The following is a 21621-nucleotide window of genomic DNA, read 5'->3' as shown; positions in this document are numbered from 1 at the left end:
TCAACCCTCCGCCCCGTTCCGCATCACGATGTCCACGATGCGCGCCTGGCGATCATGGATGATGCCGAGCGCGATCGCCGCGCCGGCATGGTTATGGAGGCAAGCCGCCGCTTCATCCAGTGTTGCGACGCGATGGCCGTCGATCGCGTCGATCGCGTCGCCGACCGCGATGCCCCGGGCCGCGGCTTCGCCGTCGGAGCGAAGGCTCGTGACGACGAGGCCGCGGCCGGACGCCATGGGTTCGACGGTCATGCCGGGCAGCAGGTCGGATGGCCGGATCGGCTCGATCTCGCGTGCGGGGGTGCGGTCGCCATGGAGAGTGAGCAGCAGCGGCGCGGCGGCGAGCGGCACGCAGCACAACAGCCAGATGCCCCACCATGCCATCCGATCGCTCTGCCGCCGGCGCGCCATGATCATGCGGTCCGCGGCGTGTCGCCGGGGCGATCGAGGCGGCTGACGATCCCGGCAAGCTGCAGGGAAAGCTGGTCGAGCCGGTCGGCGACGCCGCGATCGAGCTTTTCGTGCAGCCGCAATATCTCGAGCTCGGCGCGCAGATTGACCTCGAAATCGAGGCTGGCGGCGACGCGATCCTTCGATGCCTGGCGGTTCTGGCTCATCATGATGATCGGCGCCTGGATGGCGGCGAGCATCGAGAGCATCAGGTTGAGAAAGATATAGGGATAGGGGTCGAACGCCTTGCCCCAATGGCCGAGAATATCGGTGTTGAGGATCATCCAGCCGAACAGGACGACGGCGAAGGCGATGATGAAGCCCCATGAGCCGCCGACCGCCGCCACCCGGTCCGCCAGCCTTTCGCCGAAACTGGAGCGCTCGTCGGCGATATCGGCGGCGTCGCGGCTGATCGGGCGCTGGGCATGGATGGTGGTCAGGACATTGTGCTCTTCGGGCTCCAGCGCCTCGATCGGCTTGCCGAAGAACCTGGTCGCGAGCGCCTGCATGTCATGGCCGGTCATCTGATATCCCCTGTCCAATATGCCCGGAGGGCCATTTACGTACCCTCCGGACAATGGGCCGTTCGATCATCCGTGGGTAGATGCGATCCGCCGCTTCGCCGCGACATGATGGTGACGGGCATGATGCGCCGTCCCTGTGGCTTGCGACGGATTCATGCATTCGTCGGTGACCGTCTTCGAACAGAGCGGCACGTCGCCCTGCGGTGTGGCGACCGTCCGTGGCGTGGCGGCCTGGGCCGCGGTTGCGCCGCTCAGGAGCAGCGCGGTGGCGAGCAGCAACGTCTTCATGGCATGTCCTTTCACGATGTGCGCGAGCGGTCCCGTCGGGGTCGGCGGTTCGTCCCGCGACCAAGGATATGTGCAATCGGTCGCGGCGAGTCATGTTAAGCTTTGGTCATCCGCCGGTCATCAGGGCCGGCCGGCGGCAACCTGTCCAAAGCTTAATCCTGCGCCCAGCGCACCGACAGGCGGGCCGGCCCATCGTCCAGCCATGCCGGACATGATGTCCGGTCGAGACGAAAGGAACGCGACATGTTTCGCAACCTCCTCATGGGCACCGTCGCAGCGCTCACGCTGGCCATCGGCGCCGTTCCTGCCACCGCCGCCACCCCGTCGCCGGCAAAGCCGGATCGGCAGGCGACCATCCCCTTCGTCAATCTCGGCGGAATCCAGGATTGGCGCGCGGATGGCACCAAGGGCGTCTGGATCGAGGACGCGCATCGGCAATGGTATCACGCCACATTGATGTCGCCGGCCTTCGACCTGCCCTTTGTCGAGCATCTCGGCTTCGATACCGGGCCGATCGCGACGCTCGATCGCTTTTCTTCGATCGTGGTGCATGGCCAATCCTATCCGCTGGTTTCGCTGGTGAAGAGCGATCCGCCGCCGCCCCGGCGGTGAAGTGCAGGCGTCGAGCATCGGACAGGACTCCACAGGGGGAACAGACATGCGCATGTCGTTTCTGAAGATCGGATCGGCGGTGGTGCTGGCCGCGACGGCAGCCGTGCTTGCCTATCCGCGCGCACATGTCGCGGCGAATACGGCGCCCGCGATCGAGCAGGACGCGCAGCGCCCCGCCATGGACGGCACGATGCGGCTGGCGCAGGTCGGGCCGGTCTCGACCTATCTGCCGGCCGGCTCGATCCGCGGCGTCGCCCTGTTCATGTCGGGTGATGGCGGCTGGAATCTGGGTGTCGTCGATATGGCGAAAGCGCTGACGCGTCAGGGCATCGCCGTCGCCGGCTTTTCCACGCCGGCTTTTCAAAAATCGCTCGAGGGCGGCGCCGACCACTGCGTCAATCCCAACTATGCGCTTGCCGCACTGGCCCAGGATTTCGAGCATCGCATCGGGCTCGATCGTTACATCAAGCCGATCCTGGTCGGTTATTCCTCGGGCGCGACGCTCGCCTATGGCGCGCTGGCACAGGCCCCCGCGGGCGCCTATCGCGGCGCGGTCTCGCTCGGTTTCGGCCCCGATATCGGGGGCAAGAAGCCATGGTGCGCCGCGCCCGGCCTGTCGGTCTCGCGGATCACCAAGCCCGAGGCGGGCTGGCTCTTCGCACCGGTCCCGCATCTCTCGGCGCCCTGGCTCGTGCTCCAGGGGCTCGACGATCAGGTCGTCGCACCCGCAGTCACGCGCAGCTTCACGGGCAGGATCCCCGAAGCCCAGCTGATCGAACTGGCCAAGGTCGGCCATGGCTTTTCGGTTCAGGCGCACTGGATGCCGCAATTCACCGCCGCCTTCGCGCCGATGCTCGAAAGCGGGGATGCGGCGATCGGGCCGGCCGCGAGCGTCGACGATCTGCCGCTCAACATCGTGACCGATCCCACCGCCCGCCGGACCAACCTGATGGCGGTGATGTATTCGGGCGATGGCGGCTGGGTCGGTCTCGACCGCGCGGTCGCGACGCGGCTGGCCGCATCGGGCGTGCCCGTGGTCGGTATCGACAGCCTCGACTATTTCTGGAACGCGAAGAGCCCGCAACAGGCCGGCAGCGATCTCGGGCGGATCGTCAATCATTTCAGCCAGCAATGGCAACGCCCCAGGCTGCTCCTGCTCGGCTATTCGTTCGGCGCGGACGATCTGCCCTTCATCGTCGATGCGATGCCGCAGGTCCTGCGCCCCGCGCTTGCCCGCGTCAGCATGCTGGGATTGAGCGGAAGCGCGGATTTCCAGTTCCATCTTGCGTCCTGGCTCGATGTCGAGGGCGCCAACGCGTTGCCGACCGTGCCCCAGATCCGGCGGCTGAAGCATGTGCCGTTCCAGTGCATCCGCGGCACGCAGGAAAGCGACAGCGCCTGCCCCTCGCTGCCGGCGGGCGTCGTGCAGGCCGTGCTGCCCGGCGGCCATCATTTCGGCGGCAATGCCGATCTGGTCGCCGCCACCGTGCTTCGCGGGATTCGCGCATGAGCCGGCGATGGGGGCTGACCCTGGGCCTGCTCGCGGCGATCATGGCCGCGATATTGGGGTTCGCCGCCCATATCGGCTATTTCGGTGGTCCGGTGTTCACCGAGGTTCCGGCGACCGCACGGCCATCGGCGGGTCGCGGCGATGTCGCGGCGGTGATCCTGTCGGGTGACATGGGCTTTCGCGTCGGCATGGGGCCGAGGATCGCCAGGCGGCTGGCGGCCGACGGGATTCCGGTGGTCGGCGTCAATTCGCTCACTTTTTTCCGCCGTCAGCGGACGCCCGATGAAGTCGCCGTGCTGGTTGCTTCGGCGGCGCGGCGTGCGCTGGCCATGGGCCATGCCGACCGGCTGATCCTGATCGGCCAGTCCTTTGGTGCGGACATGCTCCATGTCGGCCTGACGCGCCTGCCGCCGGCGCTGCGCGCCAGGGTGCGGCTCGTCGCGCTGGTCGTGCCCACCGACACCTTGTTCTTCCGCGCCTCGCCGTCGGAACTGCTCAACTGGGCCAGGCCCGATGCGCCCGCGCTCCCGACCGCGCGCGCGCTGACCTGGGTGCCGGTGCTCTGCGTCCATGGCGTCGAGGAGATCGAAAGCCTTTGTCCGCTGCTCAGCCAGCCCAATGTCCGCAGCATCGCGTTGCCCGGGGGCCATCCGCTCGACGGCGATGTCGATGCGCTCCATCGCGTGTTGCGCGTCGCGATCGATCGGGTGCTCGCCACGCGCGCCAACATTACCAAAGTTTCGGAATTCCCCCATGCCGCTGTCATCGCACCGTCGCTAGTCTCCATCCCTGCCATTGGACGGAGGATGCCATGAGGTTCAGGCAAATTTCCGCGCTTTCCGCCGCGATCATGCTGTCGCTGACCCCCGTCGGCGCCGATGCGACCGTCGCGTCCGGCACCGGCGTCATCGGCACCTGGGTCAATCCCAAGGGATCGGTGAAGGTGCAGACCGGCGGATGCGGGGACAAGCTGTGCGGCTGGGTGATCTGGGCCAATCCACAGGCCACCGCCGATGCGCATGAAGCCGGGATCGACAAGCTGATCGGCATCACCCTGCTGCAGGACTATCATGCGACCGGCCCGGGGCGATGGCAGGGCCGGGTCTATGTGCCCGACATGGGCAAGACCTATTATTCGACGATCAGGCAGCTCGATCCGAACAGCCTGAAGATCAGCGGCTGCATATTGGGTGGCTGGATCTGCAAATCGCAGACCTGGCAGCGGGGATGACATCATGGGTATGGCGGTGGGGCACGCACGACGGATATTCGAACGTTATGGCGTGGCGATCAGGGTCGCGGCGATATTGGGGGTCGCGGCGCTCGGCTTCTTCGCACTCCATCAATTGCTCATGGACGTCCATGCCAAGGATGTCCGCGCGGCGTTTCACAATGTCGGCCTGGGCCAGGTCGCCGCGGCGATCGCACTGACTGCCTTCAGCTATTTCCTGCTCACCCTCTACGACGTGCTCGCGCTTCATATCATCGGCCGGCCCTTGCCCTATCGCACGGCCGCGCTCGCTTCGCTGACCAGCTATACGCTCAGCCATAATTTCGGCTTTGCATTGTTGACCGGTGGTTCCGCGCGGTACCGGATCTACAGCGCCGCCGGCCTCGAGACCGCCGACATCGTCCGCGTGATCGCGACCGCGAGCATCACATTCTGGGCCGGAATCGTAGTAATGGCGGGGGCAGCACTTGCCGTTCACCCCATGCCGCTCGCATTCGGCGCGCTGACGGTGCCGCTCGCGGCGCAACGCATGATCGGGATCGCGATCCTCGCCGCGGCCGGCCTTTTCATCCTCACATTGCGCGGCGAGGCGCGGAGCATCACGCTGTTCAAATGGCATTTTCCGCGACCGACGGCGGGGCAGGCATGTTTGCAGATCGCGGTTGCCGCACTCGATCTCGCCGCGGCCAGCGCTGCCTTGCTCGTGCTGGTGCCCGGCGCCGGCGTCGGCGCCTTTCCGATGATCTTCCTCGGCTATGCGCTCGCGATCGTCGTCGCGCTGCTCAGCCATGTCCCCGGCGGCGTCGGCATATTCGAAGCAGTCATCATCGCGGCGCTGCCCGGCGTCGATCCCTCGAAGCTGCTGGCCGCGCTGATCCTCTACCGGATCATCTATTATCTGCTCCCGCTTGGCGTGGGCGCGATCCTGCTCGCCGTTCATGAGCGCCGCACGATCCGCCAGCCGATCGCGACCGCGATCGGCGCGCTGCGCTTCGCGCTCCACGGCATCGCGCCGACCTTCCTGTCCGGGCTGGTCTTTGTCGGCGGCATCGTGCTGCTGGTATCGGGATCGCTGCCCGCGATCCCGGCGCGGCTTCATCTGCTGCGCGACCTGGTGCCTCTGCCTTTTGTCGAGGCGTCGCATATCGCGGCGAGCCTGGCGGGAACCGCGCTGCTGCTGATCGCACCCGGCCTGTACCGCCGGCTGGATGCCGCGTTCCTGATGTGCAGATTGCTGCTGCTGGCGGGCGCCGCTTTCTCGCTGTCCAAGGGTATCGATTATGAGGAGGCCTTGATCCTGCTCGGCATTGCCGGCCTGCTCCAGCTTTCGCGCCCCGCCTTTTATCGGCGCACCGCGATGACCGGCGCGCTGGGGACGCCGCGTGCACTGGTGACCGTCATCATCGCGCTCGCGCTATCGACCTGGATCGGTTTCTTCGCCTTCAAGCACGTCGCCTATCAGGACGATCTGTGGTGGCGGTTCGCATGGAGCGGCGATGCGTCGCGTTTCCTGCGCGCCAGCTTCGTTGCGGCGGTCGTGCTGATCGGTTTCGCAATCCATGGCTTGTTCGGCCATGCGCATCCGCCCGCGAGCGAACCGTTGGTGGACGATGGCGGGATCATGCCGCCCGCGCTCGCCCACAGCCCGCGGACCGATGCGATGCTCGCGCTGACCGGCGACAAGCGTTTCCTGTTCTCCGCAAGCGGAGAGGCGCTGCTCATGTACCAGGTGCAGGGCCAGAGCTGGATCGTGATGGGCGATCCGGTCGGCCTCAAGGCGGAATGGCCCGATCTGCTCTGGCGGATCCGCGAGATGGCGGATGCCGCGCAGGGCCGGCTGCTGCTTTACCAGATCTCGCTCGCGTCGGTGCCGGTGGCGATCGACCTTGGCCTCCAGTTGGTCAAATATGGCGAGGAGGCCCGGGTCGCGTTGCCGGGCTTCACCACCGACACGCCCGAAATGAAGTCGCTGCGCCATGCCGAGCGCCGTGCGGAGCGTGAAGGGGCGGCGTTCGAGATCGTTGCGGCGGCCGATGTCCCATCGATCCTCGCCGAGCTGCGCGCGGTGTCCGATGCCTGGCTGCACGCCAAGCGGCAAACCGAAAAGGCGTTCTCGATCGGCCGTTTCGATCCGGCCTATCTCGCCCGCTTCGACTGCGCGATCGTTCGGCAGCATGGCCGCATCGTCGCCTTCGCCAATATCTGGAAGACCGAGAATCGCGAGGAATTGTCGGTCGATCTGATGCGCCATGCCGACCAGATCCCCTATGGCACGATGGACTATCTATTCGTCCGGCTGATGAAATGGGGAAGCGGGCAGGGCTATCGCTGGTTCAACCTCGGTCTTGCACCGTTGTCCGGCATCGAATCGCGTCGGCTGGCGCCGATGTGGGCGCGCGCGGGCGCACTGCTTTATCGGCATGGCGACGCCTTTTACGGCTTCGAGGGCCTGCGCGCCTATAAGGACAAATTCTCGCCGATCTGGGAACCGCGCTATATCGCCGGGCCGCATGGCGTCGGTCTGGCGCGCGGCCTGATCGACCTGCAGACGCTGGTCGGCGGCGGGACGAGGAGCGTCGCCGGGCGCCGGCGGCTTGCGCTGGTCGCATGACGCGCCTGCGTCGATTCCGGCGATGATGGCCAAGCCGGCGACCATGACATAGGCTTGCGCCATGGATTCGACGGCCCCCGACACGCACCGGACCATGCCCGTGCGCGATCTGATCGCCGGCGTGTCCGTCGCGGGGCTGCTGCTGCCCGAAGCGGTGGCCTATGCCTCGATCGCGGGGCTTCCGCCGGAACGCGCGATCCTGGCGGGGATCGTCGGCGGACTGGTCTATGCCGCGATCGGGCGCAGCCGTTTCGCCATCGTTTCCGCCACATCCTCTTCGGCGGCGATCCTCGCCGCGATCCTGGCCGGCATGCCCGGCGGCCCGAGCGAAAAGGGCATGGTCGCCACGCTGGTCGTGGCAATCGTCGGCCTGTTGCTGCTCGGTGCGTCGCTGCTGCGGATGTCCGCGCTCACCGATTTCATATCGCGGCCGGTATTGCGCGGCTTCGCCTTCGGTCTGGCGATCACGATCACGGCACTGCAACTGCCCGGATTGCTCGGCCTGGCGATGCCGGCGGAGGCCGGTCCGTTCGGCCCGATCGTCGATGCGGTGTCGGCGTTGCCCGGCCTGCATCCGATGAGCGCGGCCATCGGCCTGGCGTCGCTGACCGGCCTGTTGCTGCTGCGCCGCCTGCCCGCGATACCGGGCGCGTTCCTGGTGCTAGCCGCTGGCGTGGCCGCTTCGCTGATCTTCGATCTGGCGGGGCAGGGGGTGGCCACGGTCGGCCGCTTCGCCTTTGCGATCGACTGGCCCAGCGTGCCGCATGTCGATTGGGGAACATTCTCCCGCCTGTGCCAGCTCGCGCTGCCGCTCGTGCTCATCCTCTTCGCCGAATCCTGGGGAACGATCCGGACATTGGCGCTGCGTCACGGTGACGCCATCGACGGCGGACGCGAGCTGAAAGCACTGGGCCTTGCCAATATCGCCAGCGCGCTCGTGCGCGGCATGCCGGTGGGGGCCGGTTTCTCCGCCGGATCCGCCAACGAAGCGGCGGGCGCGCTGTCGCGGATCAGCGGCGTGGTCGCGGCCATCGGGCTTGCCGTGCTGGTCCTTGCCGCCGCGCCGCTGATCGCGCATTTGCCCAAACCCGTGCTGGCGGCCGTCGTCGTCGCCGCGGTATCGCATGCGCTCGATCCCCGCCCGATCCTCCGGCTCTGGTCGCTTCGGCGCGACGCGCTCATCGCGATCGCCGCCGCCGCGGGCGTGCTGTTCTTCGGGATCGTCAACGGCATGATCGCGGCGATCGCCCTGTCCATCGCCGCCGTGATCCAGCGGTTCGCCACGCCGCATGTCGCCCGGCTCGGCCGATTGGGCGCGCATGATTATGTCGATCTCGCCCGCCATGCCGATGCGGTTCCGCCCGGCGCCATGGTGATATGGCGACCGTCGACGCCGATGTTCTTCGCCAATGCCGGCCGGATCCTCGGCCTGATCGCCAAGGGCAGCGAGGATTCCGGGGTTCGCGGCATCGTCATCAGTTTCGAGGAGAGTATCGATTTCGACAGCAGCGCGATCGACGCGCTGGTCGAATTCGATGCCGCGATGCGTGCGCGCGGATTGCGCGTGCATTATGCGCGGGTCCATGATCGCGTCCGCGACCTGATGGAGAGCGCGGGCGGCGAAGCGCTCGACCGCCGGAGTCATTTCAGCGTCGACGATGCGGTCGTCGCGCTGGCCGCCGAACTTGGCAAGGAAAGGCGATCCGATGGTGCATGACCTGGAACCGATACTGCGTCCCGTGCCGATCGCCGCGCTGCGGCCGACGCAGATCACGCTCGGCTATCGCGAGGTCGCGCGCAAGCGCGTGGAATGGCGTGCCCGCGCCGAAAGCGAAGGCGGCAGCTTTCTCGGCTCGCACATGATCCCCGCGATATTGGGGCATGGCGGACATCATTATATCATCGATCATCACCATCTCGTCCGGGCGCTGCATGACGAGGGCATCTCCCATGTCCTCGTTTCCGTGGTCGCGGATCTCGGGGAACTTTCGAGGCGCGCATTCTGGACGGTGATGGACAATCGCAACTGGCTGCATCCCTTCGATGAGGACGGGCATCGCAGGGATTATGACGAGTTGCCGAAAAGAATCTCCGGCCTGACCGACGATCCCTATCGCTCGCTGGCGGGCGAGTTGCGGCGCCAGGGCGGTTACGCCAAGAGCGCCACGCCCTATACGGAGTTCCTATGGGCCGATTTCCTGCGTCGCCGGGTGCGGCGCAAGCTGCTCGACCGCGATTTCGAAGCGGCGCTGGCCAAGGCGTTCAAATATGCGCACGGTCGCGATGCCGCCTATCTGCCGGGCTGGTGCGGGCCGGATTGATCGCGCGTTTCCGGAGCGGTCAGAATGTATAGGCCAGGCCGATCGCGCCGCTCCACTGGCCGGGCCGGCCGGCCATGTCGACGATGGGGGAACGGCGATAGGCGCCCAATATGCGGGCATAGCCGCCGGTCACGAAGACGCCCAGGCCATGCGTCAGATTGCCCGTCAGCGAATGGGCAAGCAGCATGCTCGCATTCCAGTCCTTCCACCCGGCCTTGTCCGCCCCCGAATAGACGGGCAGACCGCTTGCCGCGCTGCCGGCGGGATCGATGTCGTAATAATAGCGCCCGAAGCCCTTGCCGACATAGTCGGCCGACAGGGAGACGCTCGCATAGGCGGTGTGCGACAGCGGCGTCGCATAATCGAGGCTCGGGCTGACGACATAGCTGCGATGCGCGCCGTTCACGTCATGTTGGTACGACAGGCCGAACGACAGCGTGTCATAGGGGCTGGTGACGACGCCGGTCCGCTGGATGCCCGCCCATCCACCGAGCTCCAGCGCCTTTTTGCGGGTGCCGAGCGCGGCGACGGCGGGGTCGTCGATCATGCTGTTGCGATCGAGCCGCAACGCGGCGAGGGGGCCGAGCTGGAGCTTCCAGCCGGGCTTGCCGGTGTCGGGTATGGCATCGACATAAAGCGATGTCCCCTGGCTGTTGAAGGCTATGCCGGAAACCTGGCCCTGAACGGCGAAGGTCGGCAGGACGATCGAGGAATCCGAACCGATATAGCTCGGAACCACCGCAAGCCCGGCGCCGATCGTCACGCGGTCGCCGCCGATATCGATATTGTCGCCCGATTGTCCCGTCGCATCACGCGCCATTGCCGGAGCAGCCGTCATGCAGAGCAATGACAGCCAGAGCATCGGCAAGGCGATCGTCTTCATCCGGCACGCTCCCGTTGCCGGCGCGGTCCGCGCCGATCGCTCGGGAATAGGCGCTGCGTCCGCTCGGCGCGCTGACGAGCGGGTTAAACATCGGTCATTTTCCGACAGCGCCATGCCGACAGGGCGCGCGCTCGGCATCGATCGCATCCTCGTCGTTTCCGCCTGTTCGGGGCATGGCTTCAAGCATTTGGCGGGTATCGGCGAGTATGTCGCGCAAGTGCTCGACGGTGAGGACAGCCTTCGTCCCGCTTTCGCGCTCGATCGTCTCGCGCTCGAACCCTTTCGGATGCGCGGGCACGGCAAACCGGTTAGCTCATGAGCCTGACACAGGATGAGGAGCAGGTGATGGCGTATCGGGGCGACGATCTGGCGACGCGGGCAAAGGCGATATTGCCGCTGATGGTGTCGCTGCGGCGGGCGATTCATGGCGAGCCCGAGATCGGCCTGCATACGCCGGCGACGATGGCCAAGGTTCGCGATGCGCTTGCGGACCTGCCGCTCGAATGGCGCGAAGGAACGTCGACCACCGGCGCGGTCGCGCTGCTCAAGGGCGGCACGACCGGGCGCCGCGTGCTGTTGCGCGGCGACATGGATGCGCTGCCGATGCAGGAACGCACCGGGCTCGATTTCCAGTCCAGTATCGCGGGCGCCATGCATGCTTGCGGCCATGACGCGCATACCGCGATGCTGGTGGGCGCGGCGCGGATGCTGGCGGAACGGCGCGACCTGCTGGCGGGCGAGGTCGTTTTCATGTTCCAGCCCGGCGAGGAGGGCTGGCACGGCGCGCGCTTCATGATCGACGACGGGCTGCTCGATCCGCTGCCCGATGCTGCCTTCGCCCTGCATGTCATGCCCAATGCGCCGCATGGCGTGATCGCCGGCAGGGCGGGGCCGCTGCTCGCTTCGTCCGACCGGCTGCGCATCACGGTGCATGGCGCGGGCGGCCATGCATCGATGCCGCACGATGCACTCGATCCGGTGCCGATCGCCTGCGAGATCGTGACGGCGATCCAGAGCTTCGTCACGCGGCGTGTTTCGGTATTCGATCCCGCAGTGGTCACCATTGCCCGGATCGAGGCGGGAACCACCGACAATGTGATTCCGCAAAGCGCGTCGATGGCGGGCACGGTGCGCACATTGTCGCCCGAGCGGCGCGCATCGGTGCAGGAGGGGCTGACGCGGCTGGCGACGGGCATCGCGGCGGCGCATGATGCGCGCGCCGAAGTGTCGTTCGATCCCGGCTTTCCGGTCACGCGCTGCGACCCCGCCGCGGTCGCGTTCGGCAGGGGCGTGGCGCAGGCGCTGTTCGGCGACGAGGCCTGGATGGTGCTCGATGCGCCGATCATGGGCGCGGAGGATTTCTCCTATGTGCTCGATCGCGTGCCCGGCGCGATGTTCTTCCTGGGGGCGGCGGAGGCGGGTGCCGACTGGACGCAATGCTGCGGCCTCCACTCCGATCATATGGTGCTCGACGAACGGGTGATGGCGCGCGGCGGCGCGCTGCTCGCGGGTCTCGCCGAGCGCTTTCTCGAAAAGGGGTTCGATTGATATGGGCGGTGCAAGGCTGGCGGCATTGGCGGAGCGTTTCTGGACCTGACCCGCCATCACCGTTGCGATCGACTTGCAGCGTCAAATCCGGTTATCACCCTGTGGATGACAGCCTGCGGACAGCAACCGGCCGCTTCGCATTCGCCCCTGTGGCTTGGGGCCGGTGCGGCGTGCGCGCGGCTGGTTCGGCGTTGGGCATGGGCCGCCGTCCTATTCGGCCTGGCGGCATGCGATCGTCCGCCCGAACGCCCGCCGCCGCCGCGCGTCGAGACACCCTTCGTCATGCCGCCAAGCCTGTCGACCGCCAGCATACCGGTGCGCTTCGATCTCGATCAGCTCGAGCGGGAGATCAACCGCGCCGCGCCGATGTCGCTATGGTCGATCGACGAACGGCGGACCTGCATCCCGCCGGTCCGCGCGACCGTCTGTCTGCGCCACGTCCGCAAATGCAAGGGCGAGGAATGCCGAAATGTCCCCTGCAAATTGGGGGTCAAACGCGCGCAGATCGCGCCGCCGATCAGCTGCCGCATCGTCGGTCGGGTGACGCGGGGCCGCATCAGGCTGGGCGGGCAGGGGGACACCATCGCCTTGACCATGCCGGTCAATGCCGTCGTCAGCGCGCGCGACGTCGGCGGCATCATCCGGCAGGAAACCGCGACCGGGGCTGCGATCGTCCGGGCGCGGGTCCGGCTCGGCATCCGGCCCGACTGGACGCCGCGGATCAAGCTCGACCTTGCCTATGACTGGACCGATCCGCCCGGGATCGACCTTCTCGGGCAGCGGATACGCTTTGTCAGCCGCGCGGACGCGGCGCTGCGGACCGTCATGGCCGGGCTGGAGCGCGACCTGCCGCGCGCCGTGCCTTCGGCGATGATCCGGCGCAATGTCGAGGGGGCCTGGCGCGAGGCCTTCACCGTCATCGAGCTCAATCGCGCCAGGCCGCCCGCCTGGATGCGCGTCGTACCGAAGGGACTCGGGCTTGCGAGCTATTCCGTCCGGGGCCGCAGCCTGGAGGCGGTCATCGCCGCCCAGGCCGTCACCGAGAGTTTTATCGGCGAGCGCCCCCCGGCCAGGCCCGCGCCGACATCGCTGCCGCCGCCGCTCGACAAGGTGGCCGTGCGCGGCCTGCGTTTCCAGATTCCGGTGCTGGCCGACTATGCCGAACTCGTCCGGCCGCTGGAGCGGGCGCTGGGCAAGCTGGCGCGCAAGGGCATCACGCTCGAACGGCTCGGCCCCGTCCAGGTCTCGTTCGGCAAGGTGACGATCTATCCGACCGAAGGCGGGCGGCTGGCGGTGGGCATCGAGGCTGCGGCCGATCTTGTTCGCGGTCCCTTGTCGGCGACCCGCGGCACCGTCTGGCTGACGGGCCTGCCCTATAACGAACCCGGCTCGGAGCGGGTTCATGTCCGCGACCTCAGGATCCATGGGCGCACCGATCGCGCCGCGGTCGACCTGCTCGTCAGCCTGTTCCTCGACGCGCGGGTGATCGCCGAGATCGAAGCCGCGCTGACGCATGATTTTCGCGGCGATTATGAAAAGGTCCTGATAGCCGCCCGAAAGGCTATCGCTTCGCGGCGGGAAGCGGGCTTTCTGATCGAGGCCGATATCGCGCGCGTCCAGCATGGACAGGTACAGGTGACCGGGGCCGGACTGTACATGCCCACCGAAGTGATCGGCCAGGCGCGGATACGCAGACTTCCTTGAAACGGAAATTTTTTGGTGCGTATCAGCGGTCGTTCAGCTTGGGTTTCGGTTGGCCCGCTAGAGCCGGTCCGCCCCGTTCCGGGGCGCCGCGATTTTGGCAAGAGTCCCGACAATGCCCGACGACGCGATCCCGTTTCTCAGATGCCGAATACGGGGCAACGGAATCGGCGCTTTCCGGTACAGATGCGAAGAGGTTCAATAAGGCAATTGCGGGTCGATGTCCGCGCCGCGGATAGCGACCGGCCGTGCCGATATTTCAGATGGGTCCACCATTGACTGCGACGCTATCAAGCTTCCGGCGCGTGTCGGCCCTGTGGGCGCTGACCGGCATCATGTTTCTCTCGGCCTGTTCGGGCGGGCAGGGGAATGAGGCGAAGGGCGGGCGCGGTGGACCGGTTCAAGTGGGCTATGTCGTCGTCCAGCCGACCTCCGTGCCGATGGTCACCGAGCTGAGCGGGCGTGTCACGCCCTATGAGATGTCCGAAGTGCGGCCGCAGGTCGCGGGCGTCATCCAGCGGCGCTTCTTCACCGAAGGGACGATCGTCCGCCAGGGGCAGACGCTCTACCAGATCGATCCGAGCCTTTACCGCGCGGCCGCCAGCGAGGCGCAGGCCAATCTCCAGAGCGCAAGGGCCAATGCCGAGGCGACGCGCATCCGCGCCGACCGCTATCGCCCGCTTGCCGAGATGGAGGCGGTTTCCAAGCAGGATTATACCGATGCCGCAGCGCAGGCACGCCAGGCGGCAGCGAGCGTCGCGCAGACCAGCGCCCAACTCCAGACCGCGCAGATCAACCTGCGCTTCACCAATGTTCCCGCGCCAATCACCGGGCGCATCGGCCGCTCGCTCGCAACCGTGGGCGCATTGGTGACGGCCAATCAGGCCGATCCGCTCGCGGTGATCCAGCGGCTCGATCCGATCTATGTCGATATCCAGCAATCGAGCGCCGAACTGCTCGCGTTGCGCCGCGCACTGAGCCAGGGCGGTGCCGCGCCCACGACCGCGAGCGTCCGGCTGAAGCTGGAGGACGGTTCGGACTATGCGGTTGCGGGCAGCATCGAATTCTCGGAAGTGATGGTTGACCAGAATACCGGCACGGTGACGCTGCGCGCGCGCTTCGCCAATCCGTCGGGCCTTTTGCTGCCCGGCATGTTCGTGCGCGCCTCCTTCGCGCAATCGATCGATACCCAGGCCTTTCTGATCCCGCAGGCGGCATTGTCGCGCGACGCCAAGGGCCAGGCGAGCGTGTTCGTTATCGGCCCCGGCGACAAGGCGGTGCAGCGCAAGGTGACGGCGGTACGCGCGCTGGGAACCAACTGGGTGGTGACCGACGGGCTGAAGCCCGGCGAGAAGCTGATCGTGCAGGGTGGCGGAACGTTGCGCCCCGACGCGCCGCTGAAGCCGGTTCCCGCCAGCGCGCCGCAACGTATAGCCCCGCCCGGGACGGGCAAGGACGGCAGCCCGGCCAGAGGCAACTAGGCCGATGTCGCGCATCTTCATCGATCGCCCGATCTTCGCCTGGGTGCTTGCGATCATCGTGATGCTGGGCGGCATCGCGTCGATCTTCGGCCTGCCCGTCGCCCAATATCCGGACGTCGCCCCGCCGCAGGTGAATGTGCGCGCCAACTATCCCGGGGCATCGGCGGAGACGATCCAGAACAGCGTCACCCAGGTGATCGAGCAACAGCTGACAGGAATCGACGGGCTGCTCTATTTCTCGTCCTCGTCCAGCTCGCGCGGGCAGGTCTCGATCAGCGCCACGTTCCAGAAGGGGACCGATCCCGACATCGCCCAGGTCCAGGTCCAGAACCAGGTCCAGCAGGCGCTCAGCCGCCTGCCGGCGCAGGTGCAGCAGCAGGGCGTGCGCGTCACCAAATCCAATCCGGACCAGCTGCTGATCGTCGGCGTCTATGACGAGACCGACAAGCTGACCAACCAGGACGTGTCCGACTGGATGGCGTCCAACATGCAGGATCGGCTCGGGCGTGTGGCGGGCGTCGGGGAAAGCAACGTGTTCGGTGCGCCCTATGCGATGCGCATCTGGCTCAATCCCGATCGCCTGGCATCCTTCGCGCTGATGCCCGGCGACGTGGTGTCGGCGATCCAGGCGCAGAACACCGAGGTTGCGGCGGGCGAAATCGGTGGCCAGCCGCAACCGCGCGAGCAGATGCTGAACGCGACGATCACCGCCCAGTCGCGCCTGCAGACGCCCGCCGAATTCGCCGCGATCATCCTGAAGACCCAGACCAGCGGCGCGAGCGTGCGGCTGAAGGATGTCGCGCGGGTCGAGCTTGGCGCCGACAATTACAATTCGGTCAGCCGCATCAACGGTCATCCCGGCGCGGGCATCGCCATCTCGCTCGCCCCCGGCGCGGATGCGCTCAAGACCGCGAACCTGGTCAAGGCCGAGGTCGAAGCGATCGCCGAGGAATTCCCGCCCGGGCTTGCCTATGCCTATGCCAACGACACCACCGATTTCATCAAATTGTCCGTCGAGGAGGTCGTGAAGACGCTGGTGGAAGCGGTCATCCTGGTGGTGATCGTGATGTTCGTCTTCCTGCAGAGCTGGCGCGCCACCCTCGTCCCCGCGATCGCGGTTCCGGTGGTGCTGCTCGGCACGCTCGGAATCTTCTATCTGCTGGGTTTTTCGATCAACACGCTGACGCTGTTCGGCATGGTGCTGGCGATCGGCCTGCTCGTCGACGACGCGATCGTCGTCGTCGAGAATGTCGAACGGCTCATGGAAGAAAATCCGGAGATGACGCCGCGCGAGGCGACGATCCAGTCGATGAAGGAAATCCAGGTCGCGCTGGTCGCGATCGCGCTGGTGCTGTCGGCCGTGTTCCTGCCCATGGCGTTCTTCGGCGGATCGACGGGCGTGATCTACCGGCAATTCTCGGTCACCATCGTGTCCGCCATGCTGCTGTCGGTGCTGGTGGCGCTGATCCTCAGCCCCGCGATCACATCGACGCTGCTCAAGCGCAAGGGGGAGACGCAGTCGCCCGATCAGGGTTGGCTGGGCCGCACTTTCCCGAGCTTCGGCCGCGGGCTCACCCGTGCCCGCGATTCGTTCAACCATGGCTTCGAGCGCATGGTCGACGGCTATGCCAATGCGGTGACGAAAGTGGTCGATCGCAAATGGATCTTCCTCCTCATCTACGCGATCGTCGCGGCGTTGCTGGTGGTGATGTTCCTGCGGCTGCCGACGAGTTTCCTGCCCACCGAGGATCAGGGCGCGGGCAGCATCCAGATACGTCTGCCCGCCGGCGCGACCCAGGGCCGCACCACCCAGGTCCAGCGGCAGGTCGAGCAATATTTCATGCAATATGAAAAGCCCAACGTGCGCACGCTGTTCACCGTCGCGGGCGGCGGCGGCGGCAATGCGACCGGGCAGAATACCGGCCAGGGCTTTCTGAACTTCACCGATTGGTCGACCCGCAAGGGTACGCAGAACGGCGCCGATGCGATCGCGGCGCGCGCCAGCGGGGCCTTTCGCAACCTGCGCGACGGGCAGGTGTTCATCCTGCTGCCGCCCGCGATCCGCGGGCTCGGCCAGTCCAATGGCTTCACGATGGAGCTGCAGAATGCCGGCGGCATGCCCTATGACCAGTTCATCGCGGCGCGTGAGAAGCTGCTCGCGCTCGCATCGAAGGACCCGATCCTCGCATCGGTCCGGCTGAGCGAACTGCCCGACGTGGCGACGCTCAAGGTCGATGTCGATCAGGAGAAGGTTGCCGCGCTGGGGCTCACCCAGTCGGACGTGAACAGCACGCTTTCGACTGCCTATGGCGGCCGCTACGTCAATGATTTCGTCGATCGCGGGCGCGTGAAGCGCGTTTATGTCCAGGGCGACGCGCAGTTCCGGGCAGCACCCGACAATATCAATGAATGGTTCGTGCGCGGCGGCAACGGACAGATGGCGCCCTTTTCCGCCTTTTCGAGCACGAGCTGGTCGACCGCGCCGACGACATTGTCGCGTTTCCAGGGCATTCCTTCGTTCGAGTTCCAGGGCCAGGCTGCCCCGGGCCACAGTTCGGGCGCGGCGATGGATCGGATGCAGGAACTTGCCGCGCAGATTCCGGGCACCAGCATCGCCTGGGCCGGCCTTTCCTATCAGGAGCGGCTGTCGTCGGGGCAGGCACCGATCCTCTACGCGCTCTCGCTGCTCGTCGTGTTCCTGTGCCTTGCCGCGCTGTATGAAAGCTGGTCGATCCCGGTCGCGGTGCTGCTGATCGTGCCGCTGGGCCTTGTCGGCGCGGTCTTTGCGGTGACGCTACGCGGACTGGAGAACGACATGTTCCTCCAGATCGGACTGCTCACCACCATGGGGCTGGCGGCGAAGAATGCGATCCTGATGATCGAGTTCGCCGAACAGGCCGAGAAGCAGGGCAAGCGCGTGATCGAAGCCGCGATCGAGGCCGCGCGCATCCGCCTGCGGCCGATCCTGATGACCAGCCTCGCCTTCATCTTCGGCGTGCTGCCGCTCGCCATCTCGACCGGAGCGGGCGCGAACAGCCGCATCGCCATCGGCACGGCGGTGATCGGCGGAATGCTGACCGCCACGATCCTCGCGATCTTCTATATCCCGCTTTTCTTCGTGCTGGTGCGCCGCACGACGCGCGATGCGTTGAAGCGGCTGCACCATGCGCCGCCGCCGGAGGCGCAGGCATGACCCGCAAACCGATCCTTATCGCGCTGATGCTGGCCACCGCCGCCTGTTCGATGGATCCCAAATTGGCGCAGCCCGACCTGCCGGTGCCGCCGTCATGGCCCGTGGGTGACGCCTATCTGCGCCAGGCCGAGGCGGTGCTGCCGCAAATCTCCTATCGCGGCATCTTCCGCGACCAGCGGCTGCAATCGCTGATCGATCAGGCATTGGCGAACAATCGCGACCTGCGCATCGCCGCGGCCAACATCGCCGCCGCGCGCGCGCAATATCGCATCCAGCGCGCCGAGCAATTGCCCCAGCTCGATGCCAGCACGCGCGCCACCTATAGCGACACCGGCAGCGCGCCGGGGAGCGGCAGCTTTTCGGCCGATATCGGCGTGACCGCGTTCGAACTCGACCTGTTCGGCCGTCTCGCCTCGCTCACCCGCGCCGAGCAGAATCGCTATTTCGCGACCGAAGCCGCGGCGCGCGCGACCCGCCTCACGCTGGTCGGCGACATTGCCGACACCTGGCTCAACCATGCCGCCGACGCCTCGCTGCTCAAGATCGCCCAGGACACCGCGACCAGCGCCGAGCGGAGCGTGCGCCTCACCCGTGCGCGGCTGGAGGGGGGGATCGCGCCGCGATCGGACCTGCGCCAGGCCGAGCAGGTGCTGGCGACTGCGCAGGCCGACCTCGCCGCGCAGCGTACCGCGATCGCGCAGGATATCAACGCGCTCCAGTTGCTCGTCGGCGCACCGATCGATCCCGCGCTGCTGCCGGCGGCGATCGAGCAGGCCGGAACCACCATCGCCGAGCTTCCTGCCGGGCTCGATTCGCGCATCCTGCTGCGTCGACCCGATGTGGTGCAGGCGGAATATGACCTGCGCGCCGCCAATGCGGAGATCGGCGCGGCGCGGGCCGCCTTGTTCCCCACCATCTCGCTGACCGCGGCGCTTGGCTTCGCCAGCACCGCCTTGTCGTCGCTGTTCACGGGCGGTGCGTTCACCTGGTCGGGTGGGGGCAGTGCCGCCTATCCGATCTTCCGTGCCGGTGCCGGGCGCGCCGGCGTTGCGCAAAGCGAGGCGCAGCGCGATGCCGCGCTCGCCACCTATGAGCGCGCGATCCAGATCGCCTTTCGCGAAGTCTCCGACGCGCTGGCTCGGCGCGGTACGATCGACGCGCAGCTGCGCGCCAACGCCGCGCAGGCCGATGCTGCGGCGGACAATTACACGCTGGCCGATGCGCGCTATCGCGGCGGGATCGAACCCTTCCTCAACAGCCTCGACGCGCAGCGCTCGCTCTATTCGGCGCAGCGTACGCTGGTTGCGACCCGGCTGATCCAGGCGAGCAATCTCGTCACTCTCTACCGGACGCTGGGCGGCGACGCGACGATCGAGGCTCAGCCGGATCCGCCTGGGCAGAACGGGCAGTGACCCGACCGGCCGGGTGAACCGGCCTTACGCGTTGACCTTTGCGGTCGCGGCATTGCGCGTGCGAACGTCCTTCATGCCGATATAGTAGATCATGGCCGCCAGTGCGGCGCCGACGAACCATGCATAGGGGTAAAGCATGGTCAGGAAGCCCGGCATGCCGCCAAAGACCTGTGGGAAGGCAATTGCAAGAAAGCCGGGCAGGGTCGGCACCATCGCGATCAGCAGCGCGACCAGGGCCACGGGATTCCATCCGTTGCGATAGCCGTAGATGCCGTTCGCGTCGAACAGATCGTCCACGACCAGCTTCGTACGGCGGATCAGCCAGTAATCGGTGATCATGATGCCGGCGATGGGACCCAGCAGCGCGGAATAGCCGACCAGCCAGGTGAAGATATAGCCGCCGCTGCTTTCGATGAGTTTCCAGGGCAGGATCATGGCGGCGATCACGGCGGTGATCAGTGCGCCCCTGCGATAGCTGATGCGGCGCGGCGAGAGGGCGGCGAAATCATATGCGGGGCCGACCAGATTTGCCGCGATGTTGCACGAAATCGTGTCGACCGAGATGATGAGCAGGCCGATCAATACGCCGAGATTCGGCATGTTGCTCGCCAGTTCCACCGGGTCCCAGATCGCCCGGCCGAATGCGATGCGGGTTGCCGCCGTGGCCAGGACCGCGATGAAGGCGAGCAGCGCCATCGGGACCGGCAGGCCGATCGACTGACCCAGGATCTGGTCTTTCTGGCTCCGTGCGAACCGCGTGAAATCGGGGATGTTGAGCGCCAGCGTGGCCCAGAAGCCGACCATGGCGGTCAGGCTCGGCCAGAAGATGGTGGAAAAGGCGGGGACGTCCGCTTGCGACGGCGCCTCGATCAGCGAGGTAAGCCCGCCGCTATGCCGCATCGCCCATATCAGCAGGGCGATACAGATCGCGATCTTGATCGGCGCGGTCCAGGTTTCCAGCTTGCGGACCATCTCGATGCCTTTCGACACGAACGCCATCTGGATGAGCCAGAAGGCGGCAAAGGCCAGCAGATGGGGAAGCGAAATACCCAGGATCGGCAATGGCGGCCCATAGTCGCGCCAGCCGGTGAGCACCGTGACCAGCGCCAGCAAGGTGGTGCCGCCGACCCAGGTCTGGATTCCGTACCAGCCGCACGCGACGAGCGCCCGGGCAATGGCGGGCACGCGGGCGCCGGTCGTGCCGAACGCGCTGCGCACCAATACGGCATAGGGAATGCCATAGCGCGCACCGGCGTGGCCGATGAGCAGCATCGGCACCAGCACGATCATGTTGCCCAACAGGATGGTGACGATCGCCTGTAGCGGCGTCATGCCCTGATCGATGAGCCCCGCGGCCAGCATATAGGCCGGAATCGACACGACCATGCCGATCCACAGGGCCGCGAAATGATACCAGCGCCAGGTGCGCTGGGACACGCCCGTGGGCGCGAGATCGGCATTGTTGAGATCGCTCGTTCCAGTGGCCGTCATGGGGTTCGGGACTCCGCCTGCGCCGATAGGGCTGTTGCCGATGAACCGGCCTGGCCGGTGTGTGGACGAGACGCTCTACTGGATTGGATGGCCGGCCTTGACGATGCCTTGATCCTTCGCACGGACTTTGGGGCCGTAAGTCCTAAAAGTTCAAGAAGGGGATGATGCGGTCCAGCGCTCGATGCCCGTTATGAAGCCGCCATGATCCGGAAGTGGCGCAGAACCGGGTCGATAGGCCGTGCGCTCCGGCGGGTATTTGCGGAAGCCGGGTCCGTCAGGGAATGGCTGGCGCGCCCGGCAGGAGTCGAACCTGCGGCCTCAAGATTAGAAGTCTCGTGCTCTATCCAGCTGAGCTACGGGCGCGC

At 66.6% G+C, this 21621-nt stretch carries 18 protein-coding genes and 1 tRNA gene; 13 read left to right on the top strand and 6 right to left on the bottom strand.

The window, feature by feature from the left end; translation table 11 throughout:
* The 3 genes from AC3WN8_RS26645 to AC3WN8_RS26635 form a co-directional block, all read right to left on the bottom strand.
* Nucleotides 1-411 (bottom strand): PDZ domain-containing protein, encoded by a 411-nt coding sequence (locus AC3WN8_RS26645; protein ID WP_492672538.1) that lies wholly within the window; start codon nt 409-411, stop codon nt 1-3.
* Between the two features lie 2 nt (nt 412-413).
* Nucleotides 414-974, bottom strand: a complete 561-nt coding sequence (locus tag AC3WN8_RS26640; protein ID WP_492672537.1) for a DUF1003 domain-containing protein — start codon at nt 972-974, stop codon at nt 414-416.
* A 66-nt stretch (nt 975-1040) separates the two neighbouring features.
* Nucleotides 1041-1262 (bottom strand): hypothetical protein, encoded by a 222-nt coding sequence (locus AC3WN8_RS26635; RefSeq protein ID WP_492672536.1) that lies wholly within the window; start codon nt 1260-1262, stop codon nt 1041-1043.
* A 243-nt stretch (nt 1263-1505) separates the two neighbouring features.
* Here AC3WN8_RS26635 and AC3WN8_RS26630 point away from each other — a divergent pair, with 243 nt between their 5' ends.
* From AC3WN8_RS26630 to AC3WN8_RS26600, 7 genes are all read left to right on the top strand, one after another.
* Complete coding sequence (locus tag AC3WN8_RS26630) at nt 1506-1874, top strand: DUF6491 family protein (protein ID WP_492672535.1); 369 nt, start codon at nt 1506-1508, stop codon at nt 1872-1874.
* Nucleotides 1875-1920: 46 nt separating this feature from the next.
* Nucleotides 1921-3384 carry an AcvB/VirJ family lysyl-phosphatidylglycerol hydrolase gene (locus tag AC3WN8_RS26625; protein WP_492672534.1) on the top strand — a complete coding sequence of 488 codons (1464 nt, stop codon included), beginning with the start codon at nt 1921-1923 and terminating at the stop codon, nt 3382-3384.
* The gene (locus tag AC3WN8_RS26620; protein WP_492672533.1) at nt 3381-4199 is read left to right on the top strand and encodes an AcvB/VirJ family lysyl-phosphatidylglycerol hydrolase; all 819 of its coding nucleotides are present in this window, start codon (nt 3381-3383) and stop codon (nt 4197-4199) included. The genes AC3WN8_RS26625 and AC3WN8_RS26620 overlap by 4 nt, the downstream gene beginning before the upstream one ends.
* A gap of 35 nt (nt 4200-4234) precedes the next feature.
* Nucleotides 4235-4615: a DUF2147 domain-containing protein gene (locus AC3WN8_RS26615; RefSeq protein ID WP_492672551.1), complete on the top strand. Its 381-nt coding sequence runs from the start codon at nt 4235-4237 to the stop codon at nt 4613-4615.
* A 4-nt stretch (nt 4616-4619) separates the two neighbouring features.
* Nucleotides 4620-7226, top strand: coding sequence for a bifunctional lysylphosphatidylglycerol flippase/synthetase MprF (mprF, locus tag AC3WN8_RS26610; protein ID WP_492672532.1), 2607 nt, complete (start codon nt 4620-4622; stop codon nt 7224-7226).
* Between the two features lie 61 nt (nt 7227-7287).
* The gene (locus AC3WN8_RS26605; protein WP_492672531.1) at nt 7288-8943 is read left to right on the top strand and encodes a SulP family inorganic anion transporter; all 1656 of its coding nucleotides are present in this window, start codon (nt 7288-7290) and stop codon (nt 8941-8943) included.
* Nucleotides 8933-9547 (top strand): ParB-like protein, encoded by a 615-nt coding sequence (locus AC3WN8_RS26600; protein WP_492672530.1) that lies wholly within the window; start codon nt 8933-8935, stop codon nt 9545-9547. Before AC3WN8_RS26605 ends, AC3WN8_RS26600 begins: the two co-directional genes overlap by 11 nt.
* A gap of 19 nt (nt 9548-9566) precedes the next feature.
* Here AC3WN8_RS26600 and AC3WN8_RS26595 read toward each other — a convergent pair whose 3' ends face one another.
* Nucleotides 9567-10430, bottom strand: coding sequence for a MipA/OmpV family protein (locus tag AC3WN8_RS26595; RefSeq protein ID WP_492672529.1), 864 nt, complete (start codon nt 10428-10430; stop codon nt 9567-9569).
* Nucleotides 10431-10542: 112 nt separating this feature from the next.
* Between AC3WN8_RS26595 and AC3WN8_RS26590 the strand changes: the two genes are divergently transcribed.
* The 6 genes from AC3WN8_RS26590 (at nt 10543) to AC3WN8_RS26565 (ending at nt 19765) form a co-directional block, all read left to right on the top strand.
* Complete coding sequence (locus AC3WN8_RS26590) at nt 10543-10749, top strand: hypothetical protein (RefSeq protein WP_492672528.1); 207 nt, start codon at nt 10543-10545, stop codon at nt 10747-10749.
* Between the two features lie 26 nt (nt 10750-10775).
* The gene (locus AC3WN8_RS26585) at nt 10776-11978 is read left to right on the top strand and encodes a M20 metallopeptidase family protein (protein WP_492672527.1); all 1203 of its coding nucleotides are present in this window, start codon (nt 10776-10778) and stop codon (nt 11976-11978) included.
* Between the two features lie 105 nt (nt 11979-12083).
* Complete coding sequence (locus tag AC3WN8_RS26580; RefSeq protein WP_492672526.1) at nt 12084-13682, top strand: DUF4403 family protein; 1599 nt, start codon at nt 12084-12086, stop codon at nt 13680-13682.
* A gap of 332 nt (nt 13683-14014) precedes the next feature.
* Nucleotides 14015-15160: an efflux RND transporter periplasmic adaptor subunit gene (locus AC3WN8_RS26575; RefSeq protein ID WP_492672550.1), complete on the top strand. Its 1146-nt coding sequence runs from the start codon at nt 14015-14017 to the stop codon at nt 15158-15160.
* Between the two features lie 4 nt (nt 15161-15164).
* Nucleotides 15165-18353: an efflux RND transporter permease subunit gene (locus AC3WN8_RS26570; protein ID WP_492672525.1), complete on the top strand. Its 3189-nt coding sequence runs from the start codon at nt 15165-15167 to the stop codon at nt 18351-18353.
* A complete protein-coding gene (locus AC3WN8_RS26565; protein ID WP_492672524.1) occupies nt 18350-19765 on the top strand; it encodes an efflux transporter outer membrane subunit in 1416 nt (471 codons plus the stop codon). Before AC3WN8_RS26570 ends, AC3WN8_RS26565 begins: the two co-directional genes overlap by 4 nt.
* A 24-nt stretch (nt 19766-19789) precedes the next feature.
* On the opposite strand, the gene AC3WN8_RS26560 is transcribed toward AC3WN8_RS26565, so the two are convergent.
* Both AC3WN8_RS26560 and AC3WN8_RS26555 read right to left on the bottom strand, forming a co-directional pair.
* Complete coding sequence (locus AC3WN8_RS26560) at nt 19790-21256, bottom strand: NCS1 family nucleobase:cation symporter-1 (protein ID WP_492672523.1); 1467 nt, start codon at nt 21254-21256, stop codon at nt 19790-19792.
* 286 nt (nt 21257-21542) lie between these two features.
* Nucleotides 21543-21619: transfer RNA gene (locus AC3WN8_RS26555), tRNA-Arg, on the bottom strand.
* Between the last annotated feature and the right edge of the window lie 2 nt (nt 21620-21621).

This window comes from Sphingobium sp. FW305-3-2-15-F-TSA7, from assembly GCF_058787155.1.
This window is presented reverse-complemented; position numbering and strand designations above follow the sequence as displayed.

Excerpts from the sequence above, each read along its gene's own strand:
- AC3WN8_RS26645 (WP_492672538.1), bottom strand. The coding sequence starts at position 411 with ATGGCGCGCCGGCGGCAGAGCGATCGGATGGCATGGTGGGGCATCTGG.
- AC3WN8_RS26640 (WP_492672537.1), bottom strand. The coding sequence starts at position 974 with ATGACCGGCCATGACATGCAGGCGCTCGCGACCAGGTTCTTCGGCAAG.
- AC3WN8_RS26635 (WP_492672536.1), bottom strand. The coding sequence starts at position 1,262 with ATGAAGACGTTGCTGCTCGCCACCGCGCTGCTCCTGAGCGGCGCAACC.
- AC3WN8_RS26630 (WP_492672535.1), top strand. The coding sequence starts at position 1,506 with ATGTTTCGCAACCTCCTCATGGGCACCGTCGCAGCGCTCACGCTGGCC.
- AC3WN8_RS26625 (WP_492672534.1), top strand. The coding sequence starts at position 1,921 with ATGCGCATGTCGTTTCTGAAGATCGGATCGGCGGTGGTGCTGGCCGCG.
- AC3WN8_RS26620 (WP_492672533.1), top strand. The coding sequence starts at position 3,381 with ATGAGCCGGCGATGGGGGCTGACCCTGGGCCTGCTCGCGGCGATCATG.
- AC3WN8_RS26615 (WP_492672551.1), top strand. The coding sequence starts at position 4,235 with ATGCTGTCGCTGACCCCCGTCGGCGCCGATGCGACCGTCGCGTCCGGC.
- mprF (WP_492672532.1), top strand. The coding sequence starts at position 4,620 with ATGGGTATGGCGGTGGGGCACGCACGACGGATATTCGAACGTTATGGC.
- AC3WN8_RS26605 (WP_492672531.1), top strand. The coding sequence starts at position 7,288 with ATGGATTCGACGGCCCCCGACACGCACCGGACCATGCCCGTGCGCGAT.
- AC3WN8_RS26600 (WP_492672530.1), top strand. The coding sequence starts at position 8,933 with ATGGTGCATGACCTGGAACCGATACTGCGTCCCGTGCCGATCGCCGCG.
- AC3WN8_RS26595 (WP_492672529.1), bottom strand. The coding sequence starts at position 10,430 with ATGAAGACGATCGCCTTGCCGATGCTCTGGCTGTCATTGCTCTGCATG.
- AC3WN8_RS26590 (WP_492672528.1), top strand. The coding sequence starts at position 10,543 with ATGCCGACAGGGCGCGCGCTCGGCATCGATCGCATCCTCGTCGTTTCC.
- AC3WN8_RS26585 (WP_492672527.1), top strand. The coding sequence starts at position 10,776 with ATGGCGTATCGGGGCGACGATCTGGCGACGCGGGCAAAGGCGATATTG.
- AC3WN8_RS26580 (WP_492672526.1), top strand. The coding sequence starts at position 12,084 with ATGACAGCCTGCGGACAGCAACCGGCCGCTTCGCATTCGCCCCTGTGG.
- AC3WN8_RS26575 (WP_492672550.1), top strand. The coding sequence starts at position 14,015 with ATGTTTCTCTCGGCCTGTTCGGGCGGGCAGGGGAATGAGGCGAAGGGC.
- AC3WN8_RS26570 (WP_492672525.1), top strand. The coding sequence starts at position 15,165 with ATGTCGCGCATCTTCATCGATCGCCCGATCTTCGCCTGGGTGCTTGCG.
- AC3WN8_RS26565 (WP_492672524.1), top strand. The coding sequence starts at position 18,350 with ATGACCCGCAAACCGATCCTTATCGCGCTGATGCTGGCCACCGCCGCC.
- AC3WN8_RS26560 (WP_492672523.1), bottom strand. The coding sequence starts at position 21,256 with ATGACGGCCACTGGAACGAGCGATCTCAACAATGCCGATCTCGCGCCC.